Consider the following 12347-nt stretch of genomic DNA (forward strand, 5'->3'; position numbering starts at 1 on the left):
GAAGTTTTTTTAGAAGAAGTTCAACATAATACATATTTGGTGTATTTAACTGAAGATAAAAGAGTAAGTATAAATGAATTCTTGTTAACCAATGGATATGTTGTAACATCAGCTAACTTACATGGTAGTGTCATAGATTTAAATTTAATAAGTGCGCAAAACGATGCTAATAATAAAAAAGTAGGATTATGGGCTGTAAACTATTCCAGCGAGAGTATATCAAAATCAGGGGATTTACATATAGAAGGATTATATTGGTTAATAATATTCATTATAGTTGTTAATTCTATTATAATAATAAGTAAATTATATGTAATGAAAAGAAAGCCAAGTGGAATATATTTATATTATGTATTTGTATCGTTAATGTTTTTAATATCAACGATAGGTATAATGAAGTTTATTGATTTTTATCTAATGATTTTATTTCTTATAATGCTATCAATATTTGCTGTGTATATTGCGGTATACTTATTGAAATTTATATTAAAGTATAAGAACGACGTGTCTAATATAGTGTTAATTCAACTCATTGTAGGTATTTGTATTGTTGTTATTTATTATTTTTCCAATATTTATATGTGTTTTGATAATCCGTCCAATATCCATATAAACAAGTACAATTTTATTACTAATGAACTAATTTTAGATGATGTTGTTCAAACTAATACGTATCTTTCAAGGGGAACTAACAATAATTTAAGTTATGTACTTGATTATATTTATTTTAGTGGGACTACATTTTTTGGTGGTTCATACGGTGATGTTACACCAAAAGGATATTTAAGGGTTATTGTTTTATTTGAAATGATAATTAGTTTTATGTTACAGTTAATATTTTTTTCTGTTATTTTTAATCTTATATATGAAAAGCTTACAGCAACAAATACTAAAAAATTCTCTTTGGAGTTGGATGGGAAATTGGAGCATCAAGGCTGTTTTAATGAGCATAATGATGAATTAAAAATCGTTGATGAGAATGAATTGAATAATTCTAGGGAATCTCAAATCAAGAGAGTTGAGGAAGGTAATGTAAAAAAATCTGTATTTGTATTATTAGTTGTTGGAATAACTTTATTTATAACTCGCTTTTTTAGAAAATAAAAAATCACTGTTTATTTATAAATAAGATAAGTGAAGAGGGGTTTTTAAGAAATAACTATGGTGGAATATATTTAAAGTGCTGTCTACATGACATTGTATTTATAAGTACTAATTCACATAAATTAGAGTGTGAAACGGGAGAGTATAAAACAAATCGTGAACTTATGTAATGAAGTAAATACATAACTTATTTTTGAATGAACATATGGATTTGAAAGAAACCTCAAAAGAGATAAGAGAGCACTTAAGACAAAAAGAATTGAAGGATAATACTACAGGTTCATTGTAAGCTGAAGTGGGTTGTTTTGAGAATCGTGATTTATTTGAGAGAGGTTTATTTAAAATGAGAGACCATAATATATTTGGTCTCTCATTTATTATTTCTCTGGTTTTATATAAGGAACAATTGGTGCAGTAACCCCTACAGAAGCACCACGAATAAATTCTTGATTTTCTAATGCCTTAAAGTTTTCCGTTTTTCCTGTTAGCATAACACCTAAAATTTTCACTTGATCGAATGGTTTGCCCTTGTTTGATTTTAAAAACTTTTGGATATCTTCGTGATATCCATCGTCATCGTATTGTTTAAGTGAATCAACGAACTCTTTGTACGCTTCTTTAGGAGAATTGTCTGGATTGAATCCGTAAACGGGCATACCAGCAGGTCCTTTGCTTTCATCTCCAATTGGTGAGGTCATATATAACCATACAATGTTTAAGTTGTCTGGAATTTTTTCTTTAATTTCTTGTAGTGTGTAGGGCTGATTGAAAGAGATAGCAACTTCGGCAACATAGTTGTTCATTTGTGAAACTTCTCCTAATTCATTTTGGACATCATCAAAATAGTCCTTAATAGCAGGATTATAAAATGTTGCAAATTTATTCTTTGTTTGTTTATCATACTCATAAAACTCTGTATTGGACCTAGACCAATAAAAACCAGGCGTTAATTCATTGGAATCAATATTGATACGGATCCAACCATAGGAGCTTGTTAATGTGTTCCATGGGACGATATAACCATTAATATTTTTGGAACGATTTGATATAATATTGCCGCCAAACATAGATGAATTACTCGTTACTTGAGAATCAATTTGTACATTTGGTTCTGCAATTGCATTATGTAAAAATAGTTGTTCGTGAAGTTTCGTAGAACTTTTGGCTGCGAAGTAATTGCCCACCTTATAAATGATAGGGATAAGTATGATGACAACGATAATAGAAGTAATGATGATTTTAAGTAACTGTTTCCTTTTAGCTTTTTTTAATGCATCTTTTAAAGAAGTATCCATTAAGGTTTTCCTCCTACTGTAGAATGAATTGTTTTACGTGCGCGATGTAACTTTTGTTTGACGCTGTTTACTCGAATATCTAGTATTAGTGCGATTTCTTCGTATGTAAAATCGTAATAATACTTTAAAAAGAAGGCTTCTTTGTATTCTAGTTTTATATCTTTTAATAGATAGAAAATCTCATCTTTATTTAAAACAGTATCCAATTCCCGGTCTGTATATTGTAATTTTGAATAAATCTCTTCAGTTAAATAGATGTTCTGTTGCTCCTTTTTCCTTTTCAAGTCAATGTATTCATTTAATGCAACTCTGAAAAACCATGGACGTATGTTATCCTCGGTTAAGCTATCTAGCAATGTGTATACTTTATAGAAAGTATTTTGGATGATGTCTTCTGCATCTTCTTTGATAGCTCCTTTCGCTAGTAATAGTTTGAACACTTCCTCCCCTAAATGAATAAGATAGGAGGTTAATATATTTTCTTTTCCCATCACTTTTCCTCCCTACACTTATACAACGGATAGGTAATCATAAATGTATACACTTAAATGAAAGTTTTGTTCTTGATACAAATAGAAAAGGCATATAACAATCATATGTTATATGCCTTTTCTATTATATATTTAGTAATTTATTTAGGTAATGTAAATTTAGCTTTTTTACCTTGTGAAATATCTTTAGCTTCTTTATTTCTCATAGGTCCTAACTCAATTTCAAAGCTTTTGTCTTTCCAAATCTTTTCATACTGCTCTTGGTCTAAAATAAATACTTGCAGTAACTCTCCAGATGTTCCCGTTTTGACTGCAGCGTTATAGTCGTAATTTAGTAGCATACCTTCATTAATCGTATATTGTGTACCATCATTCACTCTCAATGTAGAGCTTATAGGAGATAGTGAAACGTCTTGAGTATCTTTGTTATCAAGCTTGAATTTCACTGTTAATAGAACAATACCATTTTTGAAATTTGCAAAGCGTGGTGCTTCGACGGAATTTGGTGTGAATTGAGTAAATTGGTATCCGTCTAATGTAACATGAACAGCACCTAATTCTTGGCTGTTATTAATACTTGATTTCTCTTTTAACATTTTTTTATCGCCCATGTTATTAGCCGTAGCTTTATCTTGGTAGAAAGTTTTATCTGTTGCAACCTTTTCAGCACCTTGTTTGTTTAAACTCAATGAAAAGCTTCCAGGGCTTCCAATTGGAGCATCGAATTTTCCTTTATTAGCTTGTGCAGTTGGGACTGTGACTGAGACTGTTGAGAGACTTGAAATTTTTTCTAGATCATCTTTTCCGAATGGATACGCGATATAACCAGAAATAGTTTCTCCTGCTTTTACTAAGTAATCATTCGTTGGAGCAAGCTTAGTTGGTAGCTGATCTTCTTTTGGAATTAAGTCTTTATAGTTACTATATACTTTCTGCGCACCAGTAAATGACATGTCCAATGCTGGCATATAATAAATATCTTTAGCTGAACTATTTTTTACGCTATAGTTCACAAGAATAACTCCGCCCTCCGTTTGACGGTTAAATGGAATGTTAAAGTCTGTATGGAATCCATTTAATTCAACTAATGTATAACTATTCATTGATACTGAAACATCTTCAGCTTTATGGACTTGTGGTTCCTTATTTTCAAAAAGAACTTTTGTTTTACCGCCTGTTTCTTTTTCCATATAGGAAATCAGCTTAGAGTAGTCGTTTGAGCCAGTAGCTGTATTTTCAGGCTTTTTATCTTCAGTTTTTTTATCTTCGGATTTTTTTTCAGCAGATTTACTTTCTTTCGTTGTATCCGTTTTGCTTTCTTTTGTTGCATTCTCTTTTTGTTCTTTATTTGTCGTATCGCTTTGACCACAGCCGGTTATTACAAAAGCTGCTACGATTATTGCAGAAAATAAAGAAAGTAATTTTTTTGACATGTTTCTTCCCCCTATTTGTTTAAAACTAAACTCTCACATTAGCCCCACGTTTTATTATAAGAAGGTTAGTAAATATTTGCCAGTGTTTTTTCTAATTATTTCCATTATTTAAATATTATAATATAATAAATTTGATAAAAGTTTGGAATGGAGTATTAGTTTTTATTTTTTATCATTTGAAATATTACATCATATTGTTATGATAGAAATAGAGATATATGGAAAGGAGACAAGGACTCAATATGTGGATGAGCTTGTAATGATTAGAAACTAGATAGATAAATTTTTCTCTCGTAAGTGAGGGTTTATTTAGCTATCTGTAAATCATGCAAGGACTGCATATTCGGCTTGTGCATCCCCTTTGTAAGGATAGATACCTATGTGGGGAAATTCATATCTCTTATATAAAATATGCGTCCTTTAAAATTGGAGGAGTATATGATGAATCAATTAAAACATAAAGTAGCAGTCGTTACAGGTGTAAGTCGTCTAGATGGTATAGGCGCAGCAATTTGTAAAGAATTAGCTGAAGCAGGATACGATATATTTTTTACGTATTGGACAGAGTATGATAAAGAGATGCCTTGGGGCGTTGATCAAAGTGAACAAATACAATTAAAAGAAGAGTTACTAAAAAACGGTGTGAAAGTATCGAGCATGGAGTTAGATTTAACTCAGAATGATGCGCCGAAAGAGCTTATAAATAAAGTTACTGAACAACTAGGCTACCCTCATATATTAATTAATAATGCAGCGTATTCTACGAATAATGACTTCTCTAATTTGACTGCTGAAGAATTAGATAAGCACTACATGGTCAATGTTCGTGCGACTACATTGTTAAGTAGTCAATTTGCTCGAGGGTTTGATAAGAAATCTGGTGGTAGAATTGTGAATATGACTTCGGGGCAATTTCAAGGGCCTATGATTGGAGAACTGGCGTATGCAACAACGAAGGGAGCTATTGATGCTCTTACTAGTTCGTTGTCAGCCGAGGTAGCTCATTTAGGAATAACAGTGAATGCAATTAACCCAGGTCCAACCGATACAGGCTGGATGACTGAAGAGATAAAGCAAGGATTAAAGCCAATGTTTCCTTTTGGCAGAATTGGTGAACCAAAGGATGCAGCAAGACTCATTAAGTTTTTAGTAAGCGAAGAAGCAGAGTGGATTACGGGACAAGTTATTCATTCAGAAGGTGGATTTAAAAGATAAAAAGAAGGTATCTCACACTGGTGAGATACCTTCTTTTTTAATCTTTCTTCAATCTTCGTGCAACACCATTCCCTAAAGACTGTAATCCTTGTACGAGGATAATTAAAATAAAGACAGTTGCATACATTACTTCAGGTTCATAGCGTAAATGTCCGAAGCGATATGCTAAGTCCCCTAGCCCACCAGCACCTACAAGACCAGCCATTGCTGTTGCGCCGATTAAGCCAATCGTTGCAATTGTTAATCCAAGTACAAGGGAGGGACGAGCTTCTTTCACCATGACGTGCCAAATAATTTTTATAGTAGAAACGCCCATCGCTTGGTAAGCTTCAATCACACCACGATCGACTTCTAATAATGCGGTCTCCATCAATCTTGCGATATAGGGAGCAGTGAAGACGACAAGCGGTACGATAACACCTTGCACACCAATGGATGTTCCCATTAGAAATTTTGTAAAAGGTAGAATGAAGAATAATAGAATGATAAATGGAAGAGAGCGAATGATATTAATAATTGTATTAAGAATTGGATAAATGATTTTGTTTTCTCGCTGTCCACCAGGTCTCGTTAAAACAAGTGTGACACCAAGTGGTAGCGCAATAAGGATCGAGATGAGTAATGAAATAGATGTCATTTGAAAGGTTTGTATTGTCGCCTCCCATATAACTTTACCCCATTCATCCAAAAAGGACTTGTTTTCCATGGTCTGTTCTACCTCCTTCTACGATGATTCCTTGTTCTTGTAAAAATGATAAAGCACGGTTGATTTCATTTTGTTCCCCTTGCATATGAATGACAAGTTTCCCGTATGCTTCATGTTTTAATTGAGTAATATTACCAGATAAAATATTCGGATACACTTGGAAACGTTTTGTAGCGATAGCTAATGCTGGTTCTCCTGAAGAATTTCCTATAAAAGAAAGAGTTACAATTTCACCAGTAGTTTGAAGTTCTTTTTGTACGTCTTCTGGAATTTTTGCTGCAAATGCACTATTTACAAATTTCTTCGTTGTTACATGTTGTGGGTTTGTAAAAATATCTTTCACAGTCCCACTTTCGATTACTGATCCATGTTCCATAACAGCAACCCGGTCACATATACGCTGGATAACGTTCATTTCATGTGTAATTAATAAAATTGTGATCCCGATTTCTTCATTAATCTTTAATAAGAGGTCAAGAATAGAATCAGTTGTTTCTGGATCTAAAGCACTCGTTGCTTCGTCGCTTAATAACACTTCAGGTTCATGTGATAGTGCACGTGCAATGGCAACACGTTGTTTCTGGCCACCAGAAAGTTCACTTGGATAGGCATCCTTTCGAGTAAAAAGATCGACAATGCGTAAATACTTTTCTACTCTTTTTTCAATTTCTACTTTTGGAATGCCAGCAAGACGTAACGGTAATGCGATATTTTCATAAACGGTAACAGTTTTAAGTAAATTGAATCCTTGAAAAATCATCCCGATTTTTTGTCTCGCTTTTGCTAGTTCCTTTGCTGATAAAGTTGTTAAGTCTTGGCCGTTTACAATGATATTTCCTGTCGTTGGTTTTTCTAATAAATTTACACATCGAATTAACGTACTTTTGCCAGCGCCACTATATCCAATGATTCCAAATACTTCACCCTTTTTTACTTGAAGGGAAGTAGACTTAAGAGCTTCCACATTCCCCTTTTTTGTTGTAAATACTTTGGATACATTTTTTAATTCAATCATTATCGTCAGCTCCTACCAAGACGGTAAAACAGAACCATCAAATTTTTTCTCGATAAATTCTTTTACTTCTTTAGATTGATAAGCTTTCTTTAATTTATTTACAACAGCATCATCTTTATTTTCAGTACGAACAACGACCCAGTTTACATATGGTGAATCTTTTCCCTCACGGAAGATAGAATCTTTCGCAGGGCTTAATTTTGCACCTAATGCAAAGTTTGTATTAATTGCAGCTGCTTTTACTTCACTTAGTTGTGTTGGTAATTGAGATGCCTCTAATTCAACAATCTTTAAATTTTTTGGATTTTCAATTACATCTTTCGCAGTCGCTTTTTCTGTAGCTTTTGGATCCACTTTTAAAACTCCTGCTTTTTCAAATAGTTTTAAAGCTCGAAGTTCATTCGTTGGGTCATTCGGTACAGCAATCGCATCGCCCTCTTTTAAGTCTTTTACATCTTTTATGTCTTTAGAATATACGCCCATAGGGAATGTTACTGTTGAAAATACTTCAGTTAATTTCATATTACGTTCCGCTTTAAATACGTCTAAATATGATTTTGTTTGATAGCTATTTACATCAAGGCTTTTTTCATCGAGGGATACGTTCGGTGCTACATAATCATTAAATACTTTTATATTGATTTCGAGACCGTCTTTCGCTGCTACTTCTTTTACCTTTTCAAAAATTTGTTCATGCGGCCCTCCTGTTACACCGACAGTAATCTTTTTCTCATCTAACGCTTTTACTTCTTTATCTGAACTCCCGCTACATGCGCTTAATAATAATACAGCCCCACTTACAATGCTTAATAATACTTTCTTCATCTATAATTCCCCCTTAAATATACGTTCCAAAATAAAAAGCACCTCTCAAAAATAAGAGAGGTGCCGAATAGACAAAATAGATTCCTCTCTTATCTTCCAAAACGAAAACTCGTTTTGCAGGAATTAGCACCTTAGCTTATACGTTATAAGCTCGGTTGCCGGGCATCATCGGGCCAGTCCCTCCGCCACTCTTGATAAGAGTATGTGTATGTAGTTTTTTAATATGGTACTAATAGTAAATCTTACAAAAAGAATTGTCAATGTTATTTTCTGAATATATTTTATTTTAAGGTAATCGAAACGTTCCCCTTTTTATGTCCCTTTTCTACATACATATGAGCTTCAGCAATTTCTTCTAATCGGTAAGTTCTATCAATAACAGGTTTTAAATGTTCTGTTTCAGTTAGTTTTTTTAGTAGAATCATATCCTCTTTACTTACCTTTGCCATCATTCCATTAACAGATACATATTTTCCATTGGGTGTTAATGTATTTGTACAAAGGGATTTTTTATACTTCCCAACTGCATCAAATATAATATCGTAGCGCTCGCACCCCTTAGTAAAATCTTCTTTCGTATAATCAATTACTTTATCAGCTCCTAAAGATTGAACTAGTTCAAAATTTGAATTACTACAAACAGCCGTAACGGTCGTGCCGAAATATTTAGCAAGTTGTACAGCAGCTGTTCCTACCGATCCTGAAGCACCATATATGAGTACTTGTTGCCCTTTTTTTATACGGCCCTTTCTCAGGAAATGCAATGCTGAAGTTCCACCAAAAGGAATAACTGCCGCTTCTTCATATGTCATATTGGTAGGTTTTAATGCTATTAATCCACTTTCATGTACGCATGTGTACTCGGCATAACCGCCGAGGTTTAGTTCTGTTAATGCAAAAATTGGGTCGCCTTTTTTAAATTGAGTTACATCTGTTCCAATTTCCTCGATTTCTCCAGCTAATTCTACACCAAGTATAGGGTTTCTCGGTTTTCTGAAACCTAATATGATCCGCATAGGAATCCAAAATAAGAGAGGGCTATTAAAGCCACGTATTCTACAATCTCCAGTCGTTACGCTCGTTGCGTGAATCTTGACTAATACTTCGTTCTTTTTAGGTATAGGTTTCTCTATATTTTGAAGCTGAAGAACGTTAGGTGGCCCATACTTTGTGCAAATGATTGCTTTCATAATGACCTCCTGAAATGAGTTGTTGTTATTTATATCATATTTAAAGTCTTCATTAAACATGTCGCTATATAGCGAATATAGATTAAAAATTATATAGATTTCATAGGAAAAGAGGTGATATTATTTTGGGAAAGGGGGCGACAGTGTGAAAAAAATTATTTTTATTTCAAGTTTAGTGCTTGCAATCAGTCTAGGGGTAGGGTGTAGTAATGAGAAAACAGCAAAGACGGATGAGCCGAAAAAAGAATCAGTTCAAAAAGAAAAGGAATTAAAGGCGAAGGATGTTTTCAAGAAAACGAACGAAGCTTTTAAAAATGAAGAACATGTAACGATGACATATGGTGTAGGGGTAAAAGCTGAGGGAACAGAGATGGATATATTAAAGGCTAAGATGCAATTAGAGCCAAAGACAAAGAATTCTCGTTCTGAAATGAATATTTCCGGTACAGATGTTGTAGTGTATACTGTGGATGGTAAAGTTGCTGGTGAGGTAAAAAACCCTAATACAGGAGAAGTTATAACCGTACCAGAGGAGCAATTAAACGCTGGTGGAATGAAAGCAACTCAAGATATTATAGATAAGTTAGAAGTACCGGAAGTAGTTTTAGATAAAATGAAGATGGAGAAAAGCGGAGATAAATATAAACTGAAATTTACATTAAAAGGGCAAGAAACAGAAAGTATGTTAACTAACATGGATGAAACGCAGAAGAAAATGTTACAAGCACAAAATGCGAAGATAGAAGAAGTGGATGCAGAATATATCATTACAAAAGATTTTAAATATGAATCAGCAAAGATAGACATGATTATGAGTAGTAATGGCAAGGATAAAGCACACATTATTACGAACGCAAAATATACGTCGTATGAAAAGTTTGATCCAATACAATTGCCAGCAGCAAAGTAACAGTTTTGATGAGGAGGGACCTAAAATAAGGTCCCTCTTTTTTATATTCTTTATTCATAGGAAAATAGGTACAATATGAAGAGGAAAAGATGTAGAAGAGGAGAGTGTCATTTGAAAAAAAGAAAGATAGCGGTGGTTATGATGGCTTATACAGTGTTGCTTGTGACATCTGTAAATACATATAAGGAGCAATTAAATCATCCGATTATGAGCGATGTAGGAAAGTTACTCCCGACAAAAATAAAACGCGTTGAAAGTGGTAAGGATGAGCACTCGTTAATAAAATTAGTGCAAGATGCAAATGTTTCTGGGGAGAAAATTTCTATTGCTGGTATGCAACATAGTCAGGGCGGGCAGACATATTATCCGCATGGGACGATGCTTGATATGAAAGGGTATAATAAAATATTAGAATTTGATCCAGAGAAGAAGCGTATTACAGTTCAAAGTGGTGCCACGTGGAATGATCTTCAGAAGAAAGTAAATCCATATGGTCTTGCTGTTCAGGTGATGCAGTCGCAAAATATTTTTACAGTTGGTGGTTCATTAAGTGTAAATGTACATGGTCGTGATATTCGTCATGAAGCATTGATTGATACAGTAGAGTCGTTTAGATTGCTAATGGCGGATGGTACGGTGCGTAATGTAAGTAGAGAAGAGAATGCGGATTTATTTCCTTATGTCATTGGCGGTTACGGGTTATTTGGTGTCATTTTAGATGTGACCTTAAAGTTAACAAATGATGAATTATATGAAACGCACACGAAAATGCTAGATTATAAAGAATACACGTCTTATTTCAAAGAGAAAGTGAAAAAAGATGAAAATGTTCGTATGCACTTAGCTCGTATTTCTGTTGCTCCAAATTCATTTTTAAGAGAAATGTATGTGACAGATTATACATTGGCACAAAACCAAAATATGAGGGAGGAGTATAGTGAATTAAAAGAAGAAACTATTATAGCAGCGCCTAAATTTTTACTCGGATTATCACGCTATAGTGATTGGGGAAAAGATACGTTTTGGGATATACAAAGAAGTTATTTTGAACGTACAGATGGAAAGTATGAGACGCGAAATAATGTTATGAGGTCAGATAGTGCCTTTATGGAATATGAAAATCCGAATAGGACAGAGGTGTTGCAAGAATATTTTGTGCCTATAGATTCTTTCACGGAATACGTAGATGATTTACGTAACGTATTAAATGAGGAAGAGTTTAATTTGCTCAATATTACGATTCGTTACGTGGAAAAGAATGAAAATGCAGTTTTATCCTATGCGAAAGATGATATGTTTGCACTGGTTCTTTTAATTAATCAAGGGCGTTCTGAACATGAGATAAAGAAAACAGAAAATGTTATTCAGAAGATGATTGATGTTACGTTAAAGCATAACGGTAGTTATTATTTACCGTATTATTCTTATCCAACGAAAGAGCAGTTAAAGAGAGCATATCCTCGTATAGAAGAATTTCTTCAGAAGAAAAAAGAAGCGGATCCAAAAGAGAGATTTGTGAATTTATTTTATAGGGAGTATACGAAATGACATATAGAAGATTTGTAGCTTCACAAAGCATTATTATGATGGCTGGAAGTATGGTATTTCCTTTTTACATTCTATTGCTTCGGAATGTTGGAAATAGCTTCTCACAGTTTGGCTGGGCATATGGCTTATTTGCCTTAACTTCAGCCCTAGTATATCCGTTAGTTGGAAGAATCTCTGATAGAGTAGGTGATAGAAAGTTATTAATTATATACGCTTGGTCCATGGCAATGTTAATGCTTTGTTTTCCTATTGCAACAGAAGTATGGCATGTATACATTCTTCAAATTTTAATGGGTATTTTAGGGGCTGTGCAGCGTAATACGGAGAAGACTTCGTTAGCACGAAAAGTTGTACAAGAAAATGCTGGTTATGAGATTGGAAAATATCATGTGTGGACATCGATTGGAGGAGCAGTAGCAATTATTGCAACAGGATATTTAGTAGATTTCTTTACGATCGGCACGATTTTTTATATTGCATCTATCTTATATGTAGTGAGCGGAGTTGTATTAAGTAGTAAAAAAATATAACGATTCCCATTTTTACCTGAATAACCTTTATTTGTTATACTAAAGGGGAAGACAAAAGAAAAGGGGACATTGCCTTTGATGAAAT

The 12347-nt window shown here is 33.7% G+C and carries 13 protein-coding genes and 1 riboswitch; of the genes, 6 read left to right on the top strand and 7 right to left on the bottom strand.

All coding sequences use genetic code 11. From position 1 onward, the window contains the following. Both MR079_RS25280 and MR079_RS25285 read left to right on the top strand, forming a co-directional pair. On the top strand, positions 1-1104 hold a 1104-nt coding region (locus MR079_RS25280), incomplete at its 5' end, for a potassium channel family protein (RefSeq protein WP_242294851.1). Between the two features lie 205 nt (positions 1105-1309). Further along, positions 1310-1393: a DUF6366 family protein gene (locus MR079_RS25285; RefSeq protein WP_242294856.1), complete on the top strand. Its 84-nt coding sequence runs from the start codon at positions 1310-1312 to the stop codon at positions 1391-1393. A gap of 88 nt (positions 1394-1481) precedes the next feature. Here MR079_RS25285 and MR079_RS25290 read toward each other — a convergent pair whose 3' ends face one another. The 3 genes from MR079_RS25290 to MR079_RS25300 form a co-directional block, all read right to left on the bottom strand. Beyond that, complete coding sequence (locus MR079_RS25290) at positions 1482-2399, bottom strand: sigma factor regulator N-terminal domain-containing protein (RefSeq protein ID WP_044790567.1); 918 nt, start codon at positions 2397-2399, stop codon at positions 1482-1484. Beyond that, complete coding sequence (locus MR079_RS25295) at positions 2399-2890, bottom strand: RNA polymerase sigma factor (protein ID WP_062821963.1); 492 nt, start codon at positions 2888-2890, stop codon at positions 2399-2401. Before MR079_RS25295 ends, MR079_RS25290 begins: the two co-directional genes overlap by 1 nt. A 140-nt stretch (positions 2891-3030) precedes the next feature. Next, complete coding sequence (locus MR079_RS25300; RefSeq protein ID WP_242294852.1) at positions 3031-4323, bottom strand: DUF5068 domain-containing protein; 1293 nt, start codon at positions 4321-4323, stop codon at positions 3031-3033. Between the two features lie 438 nt (positions 4324-4761). Here MR079_RS25300 and MR079_RS25305 point away from each other — a divergent pair, with 438 nt between their 5' ends. Continuing rightward, entirely contained in the window at positions 4762-5538 is a 777-nt protein-coding gene (locus MR079_RS25305; protein WP_139869592.1) for an SDR family oxidoreductase, read from the top strand. Positions 5539-5575: 37 nt separating this feature from the next. On the opposite strand, the gene MR079_RS25310 is transcribed toward MR079_RS25305, so the two are convergent. The 4 genes from MR079_RS25310 to MR079_RS25325 form a co-directional block, all read right to left on the bottom strand. Beyond that, on the bottom strand, positions 5576-6244 hold the full coding sequence (locus MR079_RS25310) for a methionine ABC transporter permease (RefSeq protein ID WP_016716259.1): 669 nt from the start codon (positions 6242-6244) through the stop codon (positions 5576-5578). Continuing rightward, the gene (locus MR079_RS25315; RefSeq protein WP_242294853.1) at positions 6219-7259 is read right to left on the bottom strand and encodes a methionine ABC transporter ATP-binding protein; all 1041 of its coding nucleotides are present in this window, start codon (positions 7257-7259) and stop codon (positions 6219-6221) included. Before MR079_RS25315 ends, MR079_RS25310 begins: the two co-directional genes overlap by 26 nt. 12 nt (positions 7260-7271) lie before the next feature. After that, the gene (locus MR079_RS25320) at positions 7272-8084 is read right to left on the bottom strand and encodes a MetQ/NlpA family ABC transporter substrate-binding protein (protein ID WP_242294854.1); all 813 of its coding nucleotides are present in this window, start codon (positions 8082-8084) and stop codon (positions 7272-7274) included. 86 nt (positions 8085-8170) lie between these two features. Continuing rightward, positions 8171-8285, bottom strand: a riboswitch (SAM riboswitch). 80 nt (positions 8286-8365) lie between these two features. Next, positions 8366-9274 (bottom strand): NAD(P)-dependent alcohol dehydrogenase, encoded by a 909-nt coding sequence (locus MR079_RS25325; RefSeq protein ID WP_139869595.1) that lies wholly within the window; start codon positions 9272-9274, stop codon positions 8366-8368. 145 nt (positions 9275-9419) lie between these two features. On the opposite strand from MR079_RS25325, the gene MR079_RS25330 reads away from it, so the two are divergent. From MR079_RS25330 to MR079_RS25340, 3 genes are all read left to right on the top strand, one after another. Then, complete coding sequence (locus MR079_RS25330; protein WP_139869596.1) at positions 9420-10184, top strand: DUF6612 family protein; 765 nt, start codon at positions 9420-9422, stop codon at positions 10182-10184. Positions 10185-10295: 111 nt separating this feature from the next. Further along, positions 10296-11732 (top strand): FAD-binding oxidoreductase, encoded by a 1437-nt coding sequence (locus MR079_RS25335; RefSeq protein ID WP_242294855.1) that lies wholly within the window; start codon positions 10296-10298, stop codon positions 11730-11732. Then, positions 11729-12262 carry an MFS transporter gene (locus MR079_RS25340; RefSeq protein ID WP_139869598.1) on the top strand — a complete coding sequence of 178 codons (534 nt, stop codon included), beginning with the start codon at positions 11729-11731 and terminating at the stop codon, positions 12260-12262. The genes MR079_RS25335 and MR079_RS25340 overlap by 4 nt, the downstream gene beginning before the upstream one ends. Positions 12263-12347 lie beyond the last annotated feature (85 nt).

Origin of the sequence: Bacillus cereus group sp. BfR-BA-01381 (assembly GCF_022663555.1) — a bacterium.
Lineage (GTDB): Bacteria > Bacillota > Bacilli > Bacillales > Bacillaceae_G > Bacillus_A > Bacillus_A pacificus.

Excerpts from the sequence above, each read along its gene's own strand:
- MR079_RS25285 (WP_242294856.1), top strand. The coding sequence starts at position 1,310 with ATGGATTTGAAAGAAACCTCAAAAGAGATAAGAGAGCACTTAAGACAA.
- MR079_RS25290 (WP_044790567.1), bottom strand. The coding sequence starts at position 2,399 with ATGGATACTTCTTTAAAAGATGCATTAAAAAAAGCTAAAAGGAAACAG.
- MR079_RS25295 (WP_062821963.1), bottom strand. The coding sequence starts at position 2,890 with ATGGGAAAAGAAAATATATTAACCTCCTATCTTATTCATTTAGGGGAG.
- MR079_RS25300 (WP_242294852.1), bottom strand. The coding sequence starts at position 4,323 with ATGTCAAAAAAATTACTTTCTTTATTTTCTGCAATAATCGTAGCAGCT.
- MR079_RS25305 (WP_139869592.1), top strand. The coding sequence starts at position 4,762 with ATGATGAATCAATTAAAACATAAAGTAGCAGTCGTTACAGGTGTAAGT.
- MR079_RS25310 (WP_016716259.1), bottom strand. The coding sequence starts at position 6,244 with ATGGAAAACAAGTCCTTTTTGGATGAATGGGGTAAAGTTATATGGGAG.
- MR079_RS25315 (WP_242294853.1), bottom strand. The coding sequence starts at position 7,259 with ATGATTGAATTAAAAAATGTATCCAAAGTATTTACAACAAAAAAGGGG.
- MR079_RS25320 (WP_242294854.1), bottom strand. The coding sequence starts at position 8,084 with ATGAAGAAAGTATTATTAAGCATTGTAAGTGGGGCTGTATTATTATTA.
- MR079_RS25325 (WP_139869595.1), bottom strand. The coding sequence starts at position 9,274 with ATGAAAGCAATCATTTGCACAAAGTATGGGCCACCTAACGTTCTTCAG.
- MR079_RS25340 (WP_139869598.1), top strand. The coding sequence starts at position 11,729 with ATGACATATAGAAGATTTGTAGCTTCACAAAGCATTATTATGATGGCT.